This is a genomic window from Lactobacillus sp. UMNPBX19, assembly GCF_002553805.1.
GTDB lineage: Bacteria > Bacillota > Bacilli > Lactobacillales > Lactobacillaceae > Lactobacillus.
In genome coordinates this window covers 1-19540 of the sequence record NZ_PCYR01000001.1, presented here as the reverse complement: position 1 = coordinate 19540, position 19540 = coordinate 1, and the positions used below count along the sequence as shown (strand labels likewise).

The 19540-nt window shown below is 30.7% G+C and carries 22 protein-coding genes and 1 pseudogene; all 23 read left to right on the top strand.

Features of this window, described 5'->3' with window-relative positions:
• The first annotated feature begins 22 nt into the window (after positions 1 to 22).
• The 23 genes and pseudogenes from CP370_RS09810 to CP370_RS09890 all read left to right on the top strand — a co-directional run bounded on the left by CP370_RS09810 (position 23) and on the right by CP370_RS09890 (position 19433).
• On the top strand, positions 23 to 193 hold the full coding sequence (locus CP370_RS09810; RefSeq protein WP_164084810.1) for a hypothetical protein: 171 nt from the start codon (positions 23 to 25) through the stop codon (positions 191 to 193).
• 18 nt (positions 194 to 211) lie between these two features.
• The gene (locus tag CP370_RS00105; protein WP_087712880.1) at positions 212 to 862 is read left to right on the top strand and encodes a DsbA family oxidoreductase; all 651 of its coding nucleotides are present in this window, start codon (positions 212 to 214) and stop codon (positions 860 to 862) included.
• A gap of 110 nt (positions 863 to 972) precedes the next feature.
• A pseudogene (locus CP370_RS10175) lies at positions 973 to 1410 on the top strand (DUF4767 domain-containing protein).
• A 222-nt stretch (positions 1411 to 1632) separates the two neighbouring features.
• The gene (locus CP370_RS00095; protein WP_087712881.1) at positions 1633 to 2901 is read left to right on the top strand and encodes a hypothetical protein; all 1269 of its coding nucleotides are present in this window, start codon (positions 1633 to 1635) and stop codon (positions 2899 to 2901) included.
• Between the two features lie 67 nt (positions 2902 to 2968).
• Positions 2969 to 3079, top strand: coding sequence for a DsbA family protein (locus CP370_RS09900; RefSeq protein WP_232457432.1), 111 nt, complete (start codon positions 2969 to 2971; stop codon positions 3077 to 3079).
• Positions 3054 to 3284, top strand: a complete 231-nt coding sequence (locus CP370_RS00090) for a hypothetical protein (RefSeq protein WP_232458492.1) — start codon at positions 3054 to 3056, stop codon at positions 3282 to 3284. Before CP370_RS09900 ends, CP370_RS00090 begins: the two co-directional genes overlap by 26 nt.
• Positions 3235 to 3555 carry a hypothetical protein gene (locus CP370_RS00085; protein WP_232457434.1) on the top strand — a complete coding sequence of 107 codons (321 nt, stop codon included), beginning with the start codon at positions 3235 to 3237 and terminating at the stop codon, positions 3553 to 3555. The genes CP370_RS00090 and CP370_RS00085 overlap by 50 nt, the downstream gene beginning before the upstream one ends.
• A 238-nt stretch (positions 3556 to 3793) precedes the next feature.
• Positions 3794 to 4798: an LCP family protein gene (locus CP370_RS00080; RefSeq protein WP_087712882.1), complete on the top strand. Its 1005-nt coding sequence runs from the start codon at positions 3794 to 3796 to the stop codon at positions 4796 to 4798.
• Positions 4799 to 4804: 6 nt separating this feature from the next.
• Positions 4805 to 5668 carry a YveK family protein gene (locus tag CP370_RS00075; RefSeq protein ID WP_087712883.1) on the top strand — a complete coding sequence of 288 codons (864 nt, stop codon included), beginning with the start codon at positions 4805 to 4807 and terminating at the stop codon, positions 5666 to 5668.
• A gap of 10 nt (positions 5669 to 5678) precedes the next feature.
• Positions 5679 to 6458 (top strand): CpsD/CapB family tyrosine-protein kinase, encoded by a 780-nt coding sequence (locus CP370_RS00070; protein ID WP_087712884.1) that lies wholly within the window; start codon positions 5679 to 5681, stop codon positions 6456 to 6458.
• A gap of 6 nt (positions 6459 to 6464) precedes the next feature.
• Positions 6465 to 7235 (top strand): tyrosine-protein phosphatase, encoded by a 771-nt coding sequence (locus CP370_RS00065; RefSeq protein ID WP_087712885.1) that lies wholly within the window; start codon positions 6465 to 6467, stop codon positions 7233 to 7235.
• A gap of 25 nt (positions 7236 to 7260) precedes the next feature.
• A complete protein-coding gene (locus CP370_RS00060) occupies positions 7261 to 7920 on the top strand; it encodes a sugar transferase (protein WP_087712886.1) in 660 nt (219 codons plus the stop codon).
• A gap of 58 nt (positions 7921 to 7978) precedes the next feature.
• Positions 7979 to 9109 carry a glycosyltransferase family 4 protein gene (locus tag CP370_RS00055; RefSeq protein ID WP_087712887.1) on the top strand — a complete coding sequence of 377 codons (1131 nt, stop codon included), beginning with the start codon at positions 7979 to 7981 and terminating at the stop codon, positions 9107 to 9109.
• Positions 9106 to 10326: a glycosyltransferase family 4 protein gene (locus CP370_RS00050; protein ID WP_087712888.1), complete on the top strand. Its 1221-nt coding sequence runs from the start codon at positions 9106 to 9108 to the stop codon at positions 10324 to 10326. Before CP370_RS00055 ends, CP370_RS00050 begins: the two co-directional genes overlap by 4 nt.
• 1 nt (position 10327) lies before the next feature.
• The gene (locus CP370_RS00045; protein WP_087712889.1) at positions 10328 to 11281 is read left to right on the top strand and encodes a glycosyltransferase family 2 protein; all 954 of its coding nucleotides are present in this window, start codon (positions 10328 to 10330) and stop codon (positions 11279 to 11281) included.
• Positions 11282 to 11291: 10 nt separating this feature from the next.
• Positions 11292 to 12326: a sulfotransferase gene (locus tag CP370_RS00040; RefSeq protein ID WP_143467861.1), complete on the top strand. Its 1035-nt coding sequence runs from the start codon at positions 11292 to 11294 to the stop codon at positions 12324 to 12326.
• A gap of 72 nt (positions 12327 to 12398) precedes the next feature.
• Positions 12399 to 13253 carry a glycosyltransferase family 32 protein gene (locus CP370_RS00035; protein ID WP_304441330.1) on the top strand — a complete coding sequence of 285 codons (855 nt, stop codon included), beginning with the start codon at positions 12399 to 12401 and terminating at the stop codon, positions 13251 to 13253.
• Complete coding sequence (locus tag CP370_RS00030; protein WP_087712892.1) at positions 13253 to 14311, top strand: glycosyl transferase; 1059 nt, start codon at positions 13253 to 13255, stop codon at positions 14309 to 14311. The genes CP370_RS00035 and CP370_RS00030 overlap by 1 nt, the downstream gene beginning before the upstream one ends.
• Positions 14312 to 14326: 15 nt before the next feature.
• Positions 14327 to 15496: a hypothetical protein gene (locus CP370_RS00025; RefSeq protein WP_087712893.1), complete on the top strand. Its 1170-nt coding sequence runs from the start codon at positions 14327 to 14329 to the stop codon at positions 15494 to 15496.
• A complete protein-coding gene (gene glf / locus CP370_RS00020) occupies positions 15496 to 16608 on the top strand; it encodes a UDP-galactopyranose mutase (protein ID WP_087712894.1) in 1113 nt (370 codons plus the stop codon). Before CP370_RS00025 ends, glf begins: the two co-directional genes overlap by 1 nt.
• A gap of 5 nt (positions 16609 to 16613) precedes the next feature.
• Positions 16614 to 18047: a flippase gene (locus tag CP370_RS00015; RefSeq protein WP_087712895.1), complete on the top strand. Its 1434-nt coding sequence runs from the start codon at positions 16614 to 16616 to the stop codon at positions 18045 to 18047.
• 641 nt (positions 18048 to 18688) lie between these two features.
• Positions 18689 to 19216, top strand: coding sequence for an IS110 family transposase (locus CP370_RS09895; RefSeq protein WP_232457435.1), 528 nt, complete (start codon positions 18689 to 18691; stop codon positions 19214 to 19216).
• Between the two features lie 58 nt (positions 19217 to 19274).
• Entirely contained in the window at positions 19275 to 19433 is a 159-nt protein-coding gene (locus CP370_RS09890; RefSeq protein WP_308216145.1) for a transposase, read from the top strand.
• Positions 19434 to 19540: the final 107 nt, after the last annotated feature.

Genomic DNA, 19540 nt, shown 5'->3' with positions numbered 1-19540 from the left:
TATATGAAAGAAGGCTGTAATTATGACAGTTCCAACATTTGATCGTGAAAAAGAAGCTATTATGAAAGACGTTCGTGAAATGATTCACCGTAATCGTGACAATGGCTTTATTTTAGAAGAATTACAAAATAAATACGGTAAAGACTTTTCTGATGATGATTTGAAGGCTTTAATTAAAGAAGCTACTAAATAACCGGAAAGTAGGCATACTATGAGAATGAGTTTTTGGATGGATTATGCATCTCCATTTTGTTATATTGCTTTTCATAAGCTAACTGAGGCAGTTAAGGCAGTAGGAATTGATCAAAACAAGTTAGATTATAACTTTCGCACTTTTCAAATTGATCCAACTGCTACTGAAAATCCAACGCAAACGCGGGGAGAGAAGTTGATGAAAAAAGATGGTTTAACCCAAAAGCAACTTCATGAAAGATTTCAAAATATTACTGAACAAGCTAGAGATGCTGGTTTAACAATTAATTATGTAAATACACTTCCAGTCACTACGATGAAGGCATTGCGTTTAACTAAATGGGCTAATGATACACAAAGTAATCAAAAGACAGCCAAGTTAATTGACGCAATCTTTAAAGCTTATTTTGTTGAAAATCAAAATATTGCTGATAATGACGTCTTAGTAAAATTAGCAAAAGACGCTGGATTGGATGACTCATCTGCCAAAAAGATTCTTGCGAGTGAAGAATATAAGGACGTAGTTATCGAAGATGAAAATGACTTAGCCAGTCGAAATGCGGATGCAGTACCATACTTTGAAATTGGCCATTATCATGACGAAGGTGTGCCTACTAAAGAAGCTCTAATTGAAGCAATCAACAATTTAATATATCAGAAGGCAAACTAGCCTCTATTACTAAATTTCTTCTATTCAAAGTGTAATTTCGTCTAAAAAGTGAAATTACACCTTTTTTATTCAAGATTAAAAAGGTTCTAAAGTTGAAATTTAATGGTAGGATGAGAATGGAAGAAAAGGAGAAACATTATATGAAGAAAATATTATTAATGAGTGTGATTGCTCTCAGCTTAGTAGGAGCAAGCGGCTGTTCCAATAACTCTAATTCAACTAATAATAGTAGCGCTAAGAGTTCAAAGACTACTCAGAAGAAGCACTGGGATAAGAAAAAAGATCAAAAACTAGCTAAGGAAATGGATAAGTACGGTAAAAATAAGAGCCAAACCTATACAAAATATGATGGTAAAAACAAGCTTTCTACTTCAGCAAATCGTGTTTATCCAGATGCCTTTAAGAAAGATACTTTTAAGTTGAATGGTAAAAAGATAAGCATTGGCTGAAGCCTACAAGGCGAACATCATTATGATTATGACGTCTTGGCTATCTATAATCATGACTTAACTAAAGATGGACAACATAAGACTTTTCTCTTTTGCTGACACAAGCAAAAACCAATTGTTTTGGTAGATGAGTCTGGTAAGGGGAACGTTGTTAACTTACATGTCAGTTAAGACAAGTCATTAAATGGTAGCTTTTCAAACATTATGTATGGTGAAAATATCTAGCTTAAGGTCTGCTTCTTTGCAGACTTTTTGTTTCTAAAAATAAATATCCGTATAATAGATGAAAAGTGAGATGATTGGAATAGGTAGGGTATAAAAATGTTAAGTAATAAAATGAAAGAACTGCTTGATAAGGTGTATGAAACGCCAAATACAATGGACCTCGCAGTCGTAGTACAGACACCGGACTTTGAAGAAACTTTTATTAGTGATAATTTACGCCGCTCTTATCAACCAGCACGAGCTGAGGGTCTTGTTTTTAGGTTAATTGGGACTTTCGTTCAAAGACTTGATCTAGACTATTATGAGTTCATTGATGTATTAAAGGGCGATTTAGAAAGTGACTTATTTAATGTGCATGCTATGAGAAAGCTCAAGCGCCCTAGTCAAAAGATTACTGATGATAAGCTTAAGCAACTAGAAACACGAGTAGAAGACATCATTGATTTAGCTGAAGAACTAGCTAGTGAAGAAGAGATTGGTGACTATGTCTTGGTTGTTAATTATACTGACCAGTTAGGGGATGTTTTCTTCCATGATACTAGTGATCAAAATATGTCGACTTATCATGATATTCAAGTGATGCTCATGGAATATGCAAACCGCAATATTCTTAATCCTTTAGCTCTAATAAAAGATTTAGAAAAAAAGCGTCCTAGTGAAGCTAAATTACTCAATAAAGCTGCTTTTGAAGATCGAAATATTGATGGCTTCAATGTAGAAGACTTTTGGCAAATATATCGAGCTCCTTATCAGGGTGGCCAATTTGACTTAGAAAATATTGAAGGCTATCGCTTTGAAAAAGAACTAATTAAATATAGTAGAAACTTGCAACATTTAGATTTGACGTACTTTCTTCTATTTTTGAGAACAGACCGCTATGTTTATGTATTAACCCCATCCTTTAAGACAGAAGATGATCTAGTAGAAGCCTTAGCTGGTTATTTAACTAGTCTAGAAGTAAATATGGACTTTACTGATGAAAAGTTTAAAGAAATTAGCGATATGATGCTTGAGAGAAAGTCCTATCTTGATTTAGCTCATGGAAGGGATTCTGCATATGCAATTGACTTACCAGTGAAACGAGAGGTGACTGATGGTCAAGAAATTCGAAAAGAAATTAATGACATTTTCAGTGAGCTAGTAACTTATCAAAATATGGATACAGTCCGTGATTTTTACATGTTCGCAAATATTAAAGACAATAATTTCACTGGTGGGATGATGAAAGACAATAATTTAACGAGTTACTTACTAAACTTCGTTGAATTATTAGCTTACCTTACTCATATGTATCCAAATCTAGCACCAAAGAAGATAATTGACTTAGTTGCAACTAAAGAAGACTTAAAACGTAAGCGAAAATAGTTGCTTTATACGGATAAAGTTTCTATTGTAGAGGTGAGAGTGTAATAAGAGAAAGAAGAGTTGAAAAATGAAAATTTCAATTTGGGGCGATTATGCATGTCATTACTGCTACATTGGTGAAACTAACTTACAAAAGGCAATTGAAGAGTTAGGTGTTCAAGATAAGATTGAAATATGACTTGAATGCTTTTCAAATTGATTTAGATGCTCCTAAGTCAACTAAGCAAACTAATGCAGTCTTTCTAGCTTATGAAAAGGCTATTCCGTTAGCTAAGGCAAACGCAGCCTATGATCATGCTAAGGCGATGGGTAAGTCAGTTGGTTTAACAATTAATGAAGCAACTGCTTATAATACAAACACCATGGATGCTCACCGGAGATGAGTTAAGAAAGGTTCAACGCCGCGAAGAAAAAAGCGAAGAGATAAATAACGAGCTTGAATTTAAGAAAGAAAAAGTCGAATGGGATAACTTAATAATTTTGAAAAATAAAGTCAAGGAATTAAATGAAATTGAAAAACTAGTGTTTTTTGAACATCTGCTCGCACAAAAAGAAATTACAAATTTGGTTGAAGTGGCGGGATGTTCAAGGCGAACTTTGCAGAAAGTAAAGAAGTTCTTGCTCCTTAAATTGAAAAACGCTTTGAAAAATTAAATAAAAAGCGTAGCAAATTAAATAACAAGAGCCGGGTTTTTACCGAAATAAGGTTGATTTCTAGGGGGTGCCAGTATACTTATCAACGTGAAGGTGGTTAGACCGCTATTTAGAGTATGTTTTGATTCAATAAATGTGTTTTTTTATGCTAATTGTGAATTTTCTATGAATTTTCATATATTTTTTTGTATAATGACTTTTAGTGTTACTAAAAAGCAAAAAATAAAAGAGGAATAAAATGGATCATAAGAATAGTGATAATGAATTAAGACATCGCTCACATCATCGCCGTCATCATCGACGTAAAAAGTTTTGGCGTATCTTTTGGATTGTATTGGGTGTCTTCCTAGCAGTAGATATCATTGCGGTTATTATCGCTTGGCACAATATCCATGTTGCCACAAATACCATGTATAATCCTATCAGTGGTGATATCAGTGATCGAAACTTAACTAATACACTTAAGAAAAAGAAACCGGTAAGCATTTTATTATTGGGAACTGATACGGGCGAATTTGGTCGTGATTATAAGGGAAGAACGGATTCTATCATGATAATGACAGTTAATCCTCAAACAAATAAAACGACTATTGTTAGTGTACCGAGAGATATGAAAGTTAATTTACCAGGATATGCTGATTATTCACCAGCAAAAATAAATGCTGCGTATACTTATGGAGGAGTAGACGAAACTATAAAAACATTGAAGCAATACTTTAATGTTCCAATAGATGCTTATGTTTTGGTAAACTTAAAGGGATTAGTTAAGGCAGTTGATCAAATTGGAGGTGTAGATGTTACCTCACCATTAACTTTTACTAATTTGGGCTATTCATTTCAAAAGGGAAGAACTTATCATATGAATGGCAAGCGTGCATTAGCTTTTTGTGATATGAGATATGATGATCCGCGGGGAGATTATGGTAGACAAGAAAGGCAAAGACTTGTTTTAATGTCTATATTAAAATCATCTATTTCATATAAGACAGTATTGAATCAAAAATTCTTAAATACATTATCTAAAGAAATGCTGACAAGTTTAACTTTTGATAATATGACTCAGTTAGCAACGGGATATCGATCTGCAACAAATAAAACTATTAGTGATCATGCTCAAGGCCAAGGTGACTGGGAAGATGGAGTTGCATATGAATCAGTTAGTTTAACTGAACGTCAAAGAATTAGTAATAAGTTACGTGCTGCCTTAGGGCTTAAGCCGGAAACCTTGAAGACAGGAGAATAGGAAAAAGTGGAAAGAAGTACAAAAACTGAAAATACAATCGATTTACGCAGATTATGGATGCTTCTTCGTACCCATATTTGGTCTATTGTCTTATGGGCCGTTGGTTTAGGAGTAGTAGGATTTGTGTTAGCTGCTTTTGTAGTTGAACCTAAATATACTTCAACTACACAAATTTTGGTTAATCAAAAGCGAAATGAAAATGATGCCAATCAAGCTTTTAATGCTCAACAAGCTGATGTACAGGTAATTAATACTTATAAGGATATTGTTACTAGTCCAGTTATTTTAAAAGATGCTTCTAAGTGGCTAAAAAATCCTACTGAAGTAGTAAAAGCAGCTAAACCAGCTAAATATCGCACTTTAGCAGATGGGACTAAAAAGTTAGTAAGCCCAGCTGAACCAGCAGTTGTTAGAAGAGCAGGACGTAGTTATAATGTGAGCACTAAGGAAATGCAAAAAGCAGTTTCTGTAACTACGCAACAACAATCTCAAGTTTTCACGATTAGTGCTAAGAGTAATGATCCAGAAAAAGCTCAAGCAATCGCAAATGCAGTTGCTCAAACGTTTAAGAGCAAAATCAAGAGCATTATGAATGTTAATAATGTGACAATTGTATCACCTGCTTCTCGTGGTGCTAAAACTTTCCCTAAGACTTCACTATTTACATTTGCCGGTATTATTCTTGGATTAATTATTAGTGTAGCTTTAATTGTCTTACGTGATTCATTTAATACTACAGTAAGGGACGATGATTACTTGACTAAAGAATTAGGTTTAACTAATTTAGGTCATATATCTCACTTCCACTTGTCTAATAAATTTAGTATTAATGACAATGATAGCAATTCTGGTAAAAAGAAACGTGTATAGGAGAGTATAAATGGGATTGTTTAATAGACGTAAAAAACATGGTACTGATGAGACCATGCAATATGGTGCTAAGTTAATTACCGTAGCTAAGCCACAAAATCCAGTTAGTGAACAATTTAGAACTGTTAAGACTAATATTGATTTTACAAGTGTTGATCATCAGATTAAGGTCTTAGCCTTTACTTCTGCCAATATTAGTGAAGGTAAGTCGACGGTGGCAGTTAATACAGCTGTAACTATGGCTCAATCAGGGAAAAAAGTCTTATTAATTGATGCTGATCTTCATAGACCTACTCTACATAAAACCTTTGATATTCCGAATAGAGTAGGATTGACAACAATTTTGACTTCACATTCTAATGAAGTAGACATGGCAGATATTGTAAAAGAAGATATTATTCCTAATCTTTCTATTATGCCAGCTGGTCCTATTCCACCTAACCCAGCCCAATTGTTAGGTTCTAACAGAATGCGAGCATTCTTAAATATGGTTAAAGAACACTATGATTTAGTCATCTTAGACCTTGCTCCAGTTCTTGAAGTTTCTGATACCCAAATTTTAGCTGGTGAAATGGATGGTGTAGTGTTAGTTGTACGTCACGGCATTACCCAAAAGGCTGGAGTTGAGCGGGCTATTGAAATGCTTAACTTAACTAAGATACATGTTTTAGGTTATGTAATGAACGATGTAAGAACTGGTCCTGATGGATATGGTTATGGATACGGCTATGGCTATGGATACGGCTATGGCTATGGTTATAGCCAAGAAAAAGATACAGAAACGAAGTAGTAAATAATGGTATTAGTTGATATTCACTCACATGTATTACCAGGAGTTGATGATGGATCACCTGATTTAGAATCCTCATTAGGTTTAGCAGAGGCTGCAGTAGCAGATGGAATTACGCACGCATTAATGACACCTCATACTCTAAATGGAAAATATCTAAATCATAAAAAGGATATCATTAAGGATACAGCTAAGTTTCAGGAAGAATTAAATAAACATAATATTCCATTAACTGTCTTTCCAAGTCAAGAAGTTCGTTTAAATGGAAATTTACCGCAAGCTTTAGACGATGATGATATCTTATTCTGTGATGAAGATGGCAGATATATGTTATTAGAATTTCCAAGTGAAGATGTACCAACTTATGCCAAAGATATGACCTTTAAATTATTGGGCCGGGGAATAACACCAATAATTGTTCATCCAGAAAGAAATTCTGGTATTTTGGCTCATCCAGAAAAATTACAAGAGTTTATTGAGCAAGGCTGTCTAACGCAAATAACTGCTAGTTCGTATGTGGGAGTATTTGGTAAAGAGATAGAAAAATTAGCTGATCGATTTGTAGAAGCTGGTCAAGTAGCTACTTTTGCTTCGGATGCACATACGTTGCCAAAACGTGAAAGTCGTATGCATGACGCTTACGAGAAGTTAGAAAAGACGCAAGGATTGGATGTTGCTAATAGCTTTAAGCAGAATGCGAGAAACATTATCAATTCTGATAATGTTAATTTAAATTGGAAACCTTTAAAGAAAAAGAAAAGATTTTGGTTATTTTAAATTTATTGGGGGGATAGAGTTTTAAATGATGGCACAAGAGGTTAAGAAAATAAAACTAGATCCGTCAAAGGTGCATGATCGACTTGGTTATCATGTAGTGAAACGTGGATTTGACGTTTTAGCCAGTGGAGTTGCTTTAATAATATTATCGCCACTTTTTTTAGTTTTAACTATTCTAATAAAAAAAGAAGATGGTGGCCCAGCTTTTTATTCACAAGAACGAATTGGAAAGAATGAAAAACCATTTAAAATGTGGAAATTTCGTTCAATGATTGTGAATGCTGATCAAATGGTGGAACAATTAGAAGAACAGAACGAAATCGATGGGGCAATGTTTAAGATTAAAGATGATCCTCGTGTAACTAAGATAGGCCATGTAATTAGAAAATATAGTCTTGATGAATTACCGCAACTTTGGAACGTTTTAAAGGGTGATATGTCTTTAGTTGGTCCCCGTCCGCCTCTACCAATGGAAGTGGCAGATTATACTGATTATGATAAGTTACGATTAACTGTTACCCCAGGATGTACTGGTTTGTGGCAAGTAACTAAGCGAAATGATGCAGATTTTGATGAAATGGTAGAATTAGATCTTGAATATATCAATAAGAGTAGCTTATGGTTTGATTTTAAGATTTTATTGAAAACTGTTGGTGTTGTTATTCATCCAAATAGTGCGTATTAAAAATAATGAGATAATGAATTTTCATTTTTCATTATTTTTTATTATAAAGGAAATTTTTATGAGTAGGATAAAGGTTTTACATGTTGCAGAGGCAGCTGGTGGCGTAGAAAGATATTTGGAAACTTTGTTTAAATATAATGATAATAGTAAAGTTGAAAATATTTTAGTTTGTTCACAAAATTATGATTATAAAAGACTGAAAAAATTAACTCAAAAAATAACTATATTACAAATGGAGCATGAAGTATCTCCGATTAAAGATATAACAGTTGAGAGAAAGTTAAGAGATATTATAAAAAAAGAAAAACCTGATATTGTCTATGCTCATTCCACTAAAGCAGGTGCCTTTGCACGAATTGCAAATTTGGGAATAAATAATAAGCTTATATATAATCCTCATGGTTGGGCTTTTAATATGCAACAGTCAAGCAGAAAAAGGCAAATGTATAAATGGTTTGAAAAAATCTCTTCTAATTTTTGTGATAAAATTATTTGCATTTCGAATTCAGAGAAAAAATCTGCTTTAAGAGAGGGAATTTGTAAAGCATCAAAATTGGAAGTTATTTCTAATGGAATAGATATAGAAAAATTGAAAAGAGTTGAGAAATCAGCTCGCTCATTAAACCAAATACCAACAAATGCTTTTGTGATTGGACAGGTAGGGCGATTGTCAAAACAGAAGGCTCCAGATATATTTGTGAGAGCAGCTGAATTAATTAAGAAAAAAATCTCTAATTCTTATTTTATCATGGTGGGAGATGGTGAATTACGTGATGATATTGAGAAACTAATTAGGGATAAGAAATTAGAAAATTCCTTTTTAATTACTGGTTGGGTAGATAACCCTAGTGAGTATATGAAAGTTATGGATGTTGGAACATTATTTTCACGGTGGGAAGGTTTTGGATTGGTTTTGCCAGAATATATGCTTTGTAAAGTTCCTGTTGTAGCAACACGTGTTGATGCAATTCCGAATATAATTAAAGATAGCGTTAATGGATTATTGGTGAATTGCGATAATTATAGAGAAGCAGCTTCAGCAATAGAAAACTTATATGAGGATAAAAAACTAAAAAACAATCTAGTAAGAAATGGATATAGAATAGCTATCCAAAACTTTGATGGAAAAGAAATGAGTGCTAAAGTAGAGCAATTATATATGAATCTTATAAAGAGGGAAAATATATGAAAATTTGTTTTTTAGTTGCCGATTCTAATGGTGCCTTTCCAGTACCTGCTGCTAAAGGTGGTGCAGTTTCAACTCTTGTAGAACAATTGATTGAGGAAAATAGTAAAAATAAATTTGCTGATTTAACAGTTATTTCCTTTTATAATAATAAAGCTAAACAAATAGCTAAAAAATATAAAAATGTAGAATTTATTTGGATTAAGGTTCCAAATAAATATAAATTTTTAGATAAAACATTATATAAAATGGTTAAGAAATTCTTTAAAAATAAAAAAGCTATATCTTACAAGTCTATTTTTTCATTGCTTTTTTATATAAAAAAATCTAGTAAATATTTGAAAAGAAAAAAATTTGATAAATTAATTCTTGAAAATAATATACCATTGGTATGGACGATTTATTTATCTCGTTATTCAGGTGAATTTTTTTATCATTTTCATAATTTGCCACGCACTACTGCAAAAGCGGAAGAGATTTTAAAGAAGTGTACAGGTTTTTTATGTGTAAGTGATTATATTTCTAAGCAATTGATAAATGGAAATACTCCTCTTGGAAAAATTGATCGAAATAAGGTACATACTTTATATAATTGTGTGGATACTAAAATGTTTTATCCAATGCAAAATCGAAAGAAGTATAGAAAAGAAATAAAAGGAAAATACAAGATTCCTGTAGATGATAAAATTATTCTTTTTGTTGGACGAATTTCGCCAGAAAAAGGTCTTAATATTGTTTTAGACGCTATTAATAAAATGAAGGTATCTAATTTTAAATTGCTAATTATTGGAAGTGTTATGCATGGTAATAATGAAAAAGATGCGTATTTTTCAAAATTAGTATATAATTTTGAAAAATTAAAAGATAAGATAATATTTACTGGTTATGTTTCCCATTCACAGCTTCCTTTATTTTATAATGCAGCTGATTTAGTAATTCTTCCTTCAATGTGGGAAGAACCTGCAGGATTAACCATGGTTGAAAGTTTAGCTTGTGGGACCCAATTGATTACTACAGATTCTGGAGGAATTCCTGAATATGTAAAAGATAAGGGTATTATTTTAAAGCGAGATAAAGATCTTGTAGAGAAAATAGCAGAAATATCTGATTCACTTTTAGAAAAAACATATGAAAATAAAATGAGTAATTTTGAATATGTACAAAAATATTTTTCTCCGCATAATTACTTAAAAAATTTTATAAAGATTTTAGGTGAATAAAATGAGACCAACTATTTCAATTATTATACCAGTATATAATGTTCAAGATTATTTAACTTCTTGCATAGAGTCAATAATTAAACAAGATTATAAGGATTACGAAGCAATTTTTATAAATGATGGATCTACGGATGACTCTTTAGAAATTTTAAAACAATATGTAAAGACGGATAAAAGATTTAAACTAATTTCGCAAAAAAATTCAGGATTATCAAGTGCACGTAATACGGGCATAAATCAGGCTAAAGGCAAATATATTACATTCATTGATTCAGATGACTGGATTAGCAAAAATTATGTGGGAGCTTTAGTTTATAATGCTGAAAAATATGACGCAGATATCGTTTCTATTAAGGAATGTTTAGTATATAGTAATGGAAAAAAAGTTTATAAAAAACAAGATTTTAAAATTTTAAAGGGAAAAGCAGCAGATATGCTGTTTGGATTTTATGATACAAATTTTGCATGGGGCAAATTAATTAAAACTTCAATTATTAAAGATAATAACATCTATTTTCCTGTTGGAAAAAATTATGAAGATATAGGAACCATGTATAAGATATATGATAAAGCACATTGTTCAGTGCGCCTTTCAAATGAAAATTATTTTTATCGTTCACGTGAAAGCTCAATTACTGCTACACGCAGCATAAAAGATGTGAAAGATAAAATTTCTTTTATTAAAGAAATGAGAAAGTATTCGTCGTTAAGAAAAAAGTATAATTATTGGGACTTGTATCTATTAGTTAAAGGGTTTGGTGCAATATCAGATGTATATAAAGTCCCTAATATAACGAAAAAACAAAGAGATGTTTTGGTAAAAGAAATAAAAGTTGCGGTAAAAACTTGTAAAATTCATTTAAGAGATTTTAGAGCGGCTGACGGAATAGATAGAGCCCTTTTAGTGAAGATTAATTTGGCGGCATTAATTTTAAGAATAAAACATAAAGGTTAGGATGAAAGTAATGATTATTGGAATTTGTAGTTATGGAGGAACAGGCTCCAGTGCAGTAGTCGATTTATTGAAAGAGTATAAGGAATTACAGGTTCTTGGAAATGCGGAATTTCAGTATTCTTTTCAAGTAGATGGATTAGAGGACTTAGAGTATCATCTGCTTAAACAATATTCTAGACATATGTCAGGTGATATTGCAATTCACCGCTTTTTAGACTCAACAATTTCGTGGGCTAAAACTCCCTTAGTGCATAAAACTATTCCACCCAAGGAATTTATAAGATTAACGAAAAAATATACAAATTCTTTAATCCAAGAATGTTGGATAGGGCTTGATAATTCAGATTATATGAGTAAAAGCATTCTGAAAAATTCTGTTGTTTTAGGATTTAAAAAAATAATTTTTCCTTTATATGAAAAAATTACTCATCATTCTTGGGATAAATGGCCAGCTAGACGTTTATATTTGTCAATTAATCCTGATGATTTTTATAAACTTACGCAAGAGTATACTACTAGTTTGTTGAAAGCTGCTGGAGCAGATTTTAATAAACCAGTAGTACTTGATCAACCTTTTGAGGGAAATGCACCGCAACAAAGTTTTCCATTTTTCAAAGATCCTAGGGCTATTGTTGTGGATAGAGATCCACGTGATCTTTGGATTTTAGCAAAATATGCTGGTAACTGGACTGGTGAAGGTCGGTTTATGCCTAGAAAAGATGTAAAAACTTTTGTAGAGTATTATAAAAAATTAAGAAAAAATCAGTTAAGAGAAGATAGTGAAAATATTATATTTGTAAACTTTGAAGATTTGATTTACGAATATGATAAGACAATTGAAAAAATTGAAAATTTTCTTAATATTTCACATCATGATAATCCGTATAAATACTTCAATCCCAAAATTTCTATAAATAATACAAGATTAATGGATAGATATCCGAATAGTAAGGCCGATATGGAATATATTGAAAAAAATTTATCTGACTATTTGTATGATTTCTCAAAATATAAAAAGGTTAAATATGATCGAAACATTTTTTAATTAAAATTTATATTATAGGTTAATTTATAGTTCTAAGTAATTAAAAATCATAATTAAGTATAATATCAAAAAATATTACAAGATTTGCAAAAAAAGGAAAAGATAATGAAAAATCAACAAATCCCCAAAGTTATAAATTATTTTTGGTTTGGTGGAAAAGATTTACCTCCTAAAGTAAAAAAATGCATAAAAAGTTGGGAAAAGTATTGTCCTGATTATGAATTAAAATTATGGAATGAGACTAATTTTGATATTAACTGTTGTTCATATGTTAGAGAAGCCTACGATTCAAAAAAATGGGCGTTTGTAAGCGACTATGCGAGATTTTGGGTTTTATATAATTATGGTGGAATATATTTAGATACAGACGTTGAATTGATAAAGTCTTTAGATAATATTATTAAAAATGGGCCTTTTTTTGCATTAGAAACTGAAGAATATGATAGTGTAAATCCAGGTGTAGGAATGGCTTCACAAAAGAAAAATGTTTTTTATAAAGAAGTATTAGATGATTATGAAAACTCTCATTATCTAACCAAAGACGGAATACCGAATAATACTCCTGTGGGAAAAAGGGTTGCAAGGCTATTGAAAGAATATGGTTTAAGCAGTAATAATAGTGAGGGCATTCAAGTAGTAGATGGTATTTATATCTATCCAGCAGAATATTTTTGCCCTTTGAACTACTTTACAGGAGAGTTACATATAACGGATAAAACTGTTGCTATTCATCATTTTCAAGCATCGTGGTTAAGTGAAAGCGAAAAAAAATACCATAAGATTAGTCAACATGTAACCAAACTTTTTGGGAAAAGAGCAGGCGAAAAGTTTGAAATGATTATAAAGTTTCCTTATTCATTTAACAAAAAGAGAAAAAAATTAGGATTAAAAACATCTATTAAATATTATTTGAGGAAATATAAATAATGAAAAAATATCAATTTGTAGAAACCTATGCTAATACACGGAATGCGGGGAGTAAGGCACCTCAAGATATAGAATTTATAGCTAATAAATTGAAATTTGAACCATTAAAAATTATTCTTGGAAAAGAAAAAGGTTCATTTTCCAAGATAAGTAATCAGCTATCTTTTATTACTCAGTGGGAAAAAGCATATAATGCTATTTCAAGTAATTCTATTGTTTTATTGCAGTATCCGAAGTATGGTAGGCAGATTAACAGATTGCATTGTTTAAAGAAATTGAAAGAAAGAAAGAATGTACATTTTGTTTCTGTAATTCATGATGTTAATGAGTTGAGAAATATAGATCAGAAAAAATCTTTAAGGAATGAATTTGAATTTGTAATTAAAAACTCAGATTATGTCATACTACATAATGAATCAATGATTGATTATTTTGTAAAAAGAGGAATAGATCCTAAAAAATTAGTTAATTTACAAATTTTTGATTATTTGAGAAATAATTATATGTCTGATTTTCCAGTTTTTAGTACTACAATCAATATTGCAGGCAATTTAGATACAAACAAGAGTGAGTATTTAAAGTATTTAGACAAAGTTGATAATAATTTTCAATTGTTTGGACCAAATTTTTCATTGAATAGTTATTCGAATGTTATATACGGGGGAAGCTTTAAACCATCTGAAATTCCAAATGTCTTAAATTCCGGATATGGATTAATATGGGATGGTACGAGTATACACAGCTGTGAGGGTAGTTTTGGAAACTATTTAAAATATAATAATCCTCATAAATTATCTTTATATTTAGCATCTAATTTACCTGTTATTATTTGGAGTAAAGCTGCTGAAGCAAATTTTGTAAAAGAAAATGGTATAGGGTTGTTAATCGACGATTTGAGTAAATTACCTAATATTTTGAGTCAGATATCTAAAGAAGAGTATTTAACAATGTGTTCGAATGTCCAAAAGATTGCTAAAAATTTGTCTAATGGCTTTTATATGACAAGTGCTTTAAATACAGTAATTACTAAAATAGAGAATAATTTGAATGATGAGTAGATTGGGTAGTTAAAAGTGAAGATAAAGGTTAAAACTTTAGAGTATTTATATTGTATATTATATTTTATTTGGGGACTGTTTACGCAAATAAATTTGACTGTCAATATTAAAAACTTTAACTTTTCAGGTATATCTTTTTATTTAAATGTAGCTATCATTATGGGGTTGGCAGTTTTATATGTGCTTAACTTTTCCATACAACCCAATTATGAAGTATCTGTAAAAAATTTCTTTCTTTTTATCTTATTTTTAATTTGTTTAGTTTATACATTTAAGAATATATATGGATTACCATTTCTAACTGGATATATTTTCTTATTAGTAGGAAAAAATTTTGATTTTAAATTAGTTATAAAAATATTTTTGTGTTTCTCTATTTTAGTCTTTATTGGAACAATTTTATTATCACATTTTAATATTATTTCAACGCAGTTAAGTTATGGTGCACGGTATAGAAATAGTTTAGGATTTGCATTTGTTTCATTTCCAGCACAAATATTTTTCTTTATTACCTGTTCTTATCTAGTAGTTAGAAATTATAATATAAAATATTTTGAGCTAATCATATTAGGTTTAATTAACATTCTGTTGTATCGTATTACACAAACTCGAGATCCATTTTATTTAAGTATTATTTTATTAGGTTATCTTACACTTTCTAAAATTACAGGTTATAAATTGCGATTATACAAAATTAAAATATTTTCTTTTATAGAAGAATATATATATTTGATAATACCATGTATATTAGGAATGTTATTATTTATATGTCCTAAAAACATTTTTTATATATTAAATGATATTTTATCAAATAGACTAGTTTTGTCACAAAATGCTATTGAAACATATGGTATTAGACCTTTTGGTACGTCAATTCATTTTTTAACGTCTTATAATTGGTTAGGACAAATAACAGGTCAATATAATTTTATAGATAGCGCATATGTACAGTTATTAGTAGGAAATGGATATGTTTTCACATTTTTACTTTTATATTTTTTAACTGTTATAAATAAAAGAGTAAGGCAAAATAATGATATATTTTTGCTGGGAGTACTTTGTGTAATTGCTATTCATGGGATGTTTGATCCACAATTTATTTTACCGTGGTATTCTCCGTTTATTTTAATAGCTGGCAAATATTTTATGACAGAAACAAAAGAAAAGAAAGAGAGTTTGATTTAATGAACTACTTAGTAGTCGGATCAGGTTTATTTGGAGCAGTATTTGCTCATGAAGCAGCAAAACGTAATAATAAAGTTACTGTAATTGAACAAAGGGATCATTTGGCAGGAAATATTTACACTAAGGAAGTTGCTGGAATTCAAGTTCATCAATATGGCGCACATATTTTCCATACTTCAAATAAAGAAGTATGGGATTACGTACAACAATTTGCTGAATTTAATCGTTATACTAACAGTCCTGTAGCAAATTATTATGGTAAAATATACAATTTGCCATTTAACATGAATACGTTTAGTGAGATGTGGGGCGTAAGAACTCCACAAGAAGCTATGGATAAGATTAATGAACAACGTCAAGAAATGGCTGGAAAAGAGCCTCAAAATCTTGAAGAACAAGCTATTTCATTAATTGGACGCGATATCTATGAAAAATTAATTAAGGGATACACAGAAAAGCAATGGGGCAGAGAAGCTACAGAATTACCTGCATTTATCATTAAGAGACTACCAGTTCGTTTAACTTATGATAATAATTATTTCAATGACGATTATCAAGGTATTCCTAAAGGTGGATATACGCAAATTGTTGAAAAAATGCTTAATAATGAGAATATTGAAGTTAAATTAAATACTGATTTCTTTGATAAAAAGGATGAATATTTAAAGAACTTTGATAAGATCGTTTACACTGGCATGATTGATAAGTTTTTTGATTATAAGTTAGGCGAACTAGAATATCGCTCACTTCATTTTGAAACTGAAGAAAAAGATGTAGATAATTATCAAGGGAATGCAGTAATTAACTACACTGATGCGGAAACGCCATATACTCGTGTAATTGAACATAAGCACTTTGAATTTGGTAAAGGCGATAAGAATAAAACTATTATTACTCGTGAATATCCTGCGGATTGGAAACGTGGAGATGAACCATATTATCCAGTTAATAATGAAAAAAATAATACTTTGTATGCACAATACAGAGATTTAGCCGAAAAAGAAAACAATAAAGTTATTTTTGGTGGACGTTTAGGTCAATATAAGTACTATAATATGGATCAAGTAATTACAGCAGCTTTAGAATCTGTAAAAAATGAGTTTGGTGAATAGTTTTTATGAAGGTCATTAAAAATTACCTTTACAATGTTGGATATCAAGTATTAGCAATAATTGTACCTTTAATTACATCGGCTTATGTAAGTCGGGTTTTAAGACCAGAAGGAGTAGGTGCTAATTCTTTTACTAATTCCATAATTCAATATTTTATTTTATTTGCAAATATGGGAATTGGATATTATGGAAATAGACAAATAGCCTATGTAAGAGAAAATAAGGATCAAATGTCGAAAACTTTTTGGGAAATCCAAATAGTTAAAACAATTATGACTTTATATGCTTTTGTAGCATTTGAAATATTTATGATCTTTTATACTCGTCAATCTGAGTATATGTGGGCTCAATCACTTAATTTAATAGCGATCGCTTTTGATATTTCATGGTTTTATGAAGGCATAGAAGATTTTAAAGTTACAGTCTTAAAAAATTCATTGGTAAAAGTAATATCGATGATTGCAATATTTGTCTTTATAAAGGGACCTAAGGATGTGACTTTATATATTATTGTACTTGCGTTATCAACATTAATTGGTAATTTAACACTATGGCCAAATATAAGACGTGATCTCAATAAGGTTTCTTTTAATTTTCTAAATCCGTGGCAACACTTTTTACCAATGGCGGAATTGTTTATTCCGCAGATTGCAACACAAGTTTATGTTCAGCTTAATAAAACTATGCTGGGTGTAATGGATAGTGAAACTGCATCTGGATATTATCAATACTCTGATAATTTAGTAAAATTAATTTTGGCATTAGTTACCGCAACCGGTACTGTTATGTTGCCACATGTTGCTAATGCGGTTTCACATGGTGATATGCATAAAGTAAATAAAATGCTGTATAAGTCATTTAATTTTGTCTCTGCAGTTTCTTATCCTATGATGTTTGGGTTAGCTGCTATTTCACTTACTTTAGCACCTAAATATTATGGTTCGGGCTATGGTCCCGTTGGTCCCGCTATGATGATTGAATCTATTGTGATTTTAATTATTGCATGGAGTAATGTATTAGGTGTGCAGTATTTATTACCTATCCATAAACAAAAACAATTTACTTGGTCTGTTACGTTAGGAGCTGTCGTTAATTTAATTCTAAACGTACCATTGATACGGATTTGGGGATTAAATGGAGCTATGTGGTCAACTGTATTATCTGAAATTTCAGTGACTCTATATCAAATGTGGGCAGTAAGACATTTGCTTAATTTTAAAGAGTTATTTGCAGATTCATGGAAATATTTTATAGCTGGCTTGGTAATGTTTGTACCTGTTTTTTGGATGAATGCCCATTTGAAAAATTCATGGTTAATGATGGGGATAGAAGTTATTGTTGGTGTAATTGTTTATATAGTAATTGTAGCTTTACTAAAAGCTTCTATAATAAAGGAAGCAAAAGAATTAGTAGATCAGAAATTGCATAAACATAAATAAAAAGATAATTGAGTCATACTAATAAATAATTTGTTTTGATGATTGTAAATAAAAGGTCCATGTATTAAATGACTTAAAGTGGATAATATAACGATGTTGTAATTTATTTTTAATTGTTAAACGTATTGATGGACAATTTTGGCTGTTTGTCAACAACCTAAAGTAGGAGATGAACTATAACATGACGATGTTGTAGTTCACCTCTTATTTTTTGTTTAAAATTAAATTGAGGTTGAGGTCGACAACAGGAATGAATTGAAAATTCGTTTGTTAAACTGGCCCATTAATATGCCTCACTTAAAAGCTAGATTTAGGTTGTTGATTGTTAAGATCGTATTTTGGAAATTGAGTAAGTGAGATATATTAGCCTCAATGAGTATTGTGAGGTGATATTGTGAATTTTATAGGAATAGATGTTAGTCAAGGGAAGAGTCACGCAACACAAATAACTGATGAGTTAAAAAAAGACGTTTGTTTTTATTCATAATAAAGGCGGATTTAATGATTTATCTATCCACTTTACGTCGGATACTTGCTTAATTTTTGAAAAGACTGGATGTTATTCAAATGCGCTTGTCCGTTATCTACAACAAAAGTAGATAAATTTTATTGAACTTAATCCTTTTAAGGCAAGTTTAAGAATGGCAGAGCTTAGACGCAATAAAAATGACAGTAATGATTCATTTAAATTAGCAATGTTTGGCATAACGCAATATGATGAAATTAAGTTTAGAGGAAGAAAATACCCAGATAACTCTTATAAGAACTTAAAAAAATATTGTCTTGATTATTTGTATCTTCAAAAGTGTCAAACAAGAGCAATTAATCATTTACGATCATTAATTGAGTTATCTTTTCCTGAGTTAAATTCAATTTTTGTTCATGCATCTTCGATAATGGCATTACAAATGTTTAGAATGTATGCTCATCATGACTTTTTAGTCGGCTTAACTGTTAAAAATATGGTTGATAGTCTTTATCGAATAATTGAAAAACATATAAAGCGAACTTTAATTGAGAAATACTGTGCTAAGGTTGGGCTAGCTGATAAAGGATCTTATCCTAGTATTGAAGCAGATGATCCTACGATCCTTTTAATTTCTGATTATTGTGATGAAATAGAAGCATATAATAATCGTTTGATAAAAGGCAAAAAGGGAAGTAATTAGACGAGCTTCTAAATTTAAGGAATTTAGAATAATTACAAGTATTCCTAGTACTGGGCAATTGAGCACTGCATTGCTATTAGGCTTTACTGGCGATCTTAATCGCTTTTCAACTTATAAGCAGTTAAATGCTTATCTTGGAGTGGATTTAAACAGATATCAATCTGGGAAATTTGAGAAAAGAGATAAGATTAATCGTCGTGGTAGTAGTCAAGGGTGATATATTGAATCAAGTATGATAAGAAGTATGTTGGTAAGCGTCAAATAACCGGGTATCTGTTTTAGCCTTCATTTTTCAGGTATTCTAATCTCATCAATTTAATGGAG

Excerpts from the sequence above, each read along its gene's own strand:
- CP370_RS00015 (WP_087712895.1), top strand. The coding sequence starts at position 16,614 with ATGAAGGTCATTAAAAATTACCTTTACAATGTTGGATATCAAGTATTA.
- CP370_RS00050 (WP_087712888.1), top strand. The coding sequence starts at position 9,106 with ATGAAAATTTGTTTTTTAGTTGCCGATTCTAATGGTGCCTTTCCAGTA.
- CP370_RS00070 (WP_087712884.1), top strand. The coding sequence starts at position 5,679 with ATGGGATTGTTTAATAGACGTAAAAAACATGGTACTGATGAGACCATG.
- CP370_RS09810 (WP_164084810.1), top strand. The coding sequence starts at position 23 with ATGACAGTTCCAACATTTGATCGTGAAAAAGAAGCTATTATGAAAGAC.
- CP370_RS00040 (WP_143467861.1), top strand. The coding sequence starts at position 11,292 with ATGATTATTGGAATTTGTAGTTATGGAGGAACAGGCTCCAGTGCAGTA.
- CP370_RS09895 (WP_232457435.1), top strand. The coding sequence starts at position 18,689 with ATGGCAGAGCTTAGACGCAATAAAAATGACAGTAATGATTCATTTAAA.
- CP370_RS00060 (WP_087712886.1), top strand. The coding sequence starts at position 7,261 with ATGATGGCACAAGAGGTTAAGAAAATAAAACTAGATCCGTCAAAGGTG.
- glf (WP_087712894.1), top strand. The coding sequence starts at position 15,496 with ATGAACTACTTAGTAGTCGGATCAGGTTTATTTGGAGCAGTATTTGCT.
- CP370_RS00045 (WP_087712889.1), top strand. The coding sequence starts at position 10,328 with ATGAGACCAACTATTTCAATTATTATACCAGTATATAATGTTCAAGAT.
- CP370_RS00065 (WP_087712885.1), top strand. The coding sequence starts at position 6,465 with ATGGTATTAGTTGATATTCACTCACATGTATTACCAGGAGTTGATGAT.
- CP370_RS00105 (WP_087712880.1), top strand. The coding sequence starts at position 212 with ATGAGAATGAGTTTTTGGATGGATTATGCATCTCCATTTTGTTATATT.
- CP370_RS00085 (WP_232457434.1), top strand. The coding sequence starts at position 3,235 with ATGAAGCAACTGCTTATAATACAAACACCATGGATGCTCACCGGAGAT.
- CP370_RS00080 (WP_087712882.1), top strand. The coding sequence starts at position 3,794 with ATGGATCATAAGAATAGTGATAATGAATTAAGACATCGCTCACATCAT.
- CP370_RS00095 (WP_087712881.1), top strand. The coding sequence starts at position 1,633 with ATGTTAAGTAATAAAATGAAAGAACTGCTTGATAAGGTGTATGAAACG.
- CP370_RS00030 (WP_087712892.1), top strand. The coding sequence starts at position 13,253 with ATGAAAAAATATCAATTTGTAGAAACCTATGCTAATACACGGAATGCG.
- CP370_RS00055 (WP_087712887.1), top strand. The coding sequence starts at position 7,979 with ATGAGTAGGATAAAGGTTTTACATGTTGCAGAGGCAGCTGGTGGCGTA.
- CP370_RS09900 (WP_232457432.1), top strand. The coding sequence starts at position 2,969 with ATGAAAATTTCAATTTGGGGCGATTATGCATGTCATTACTGCTACATT.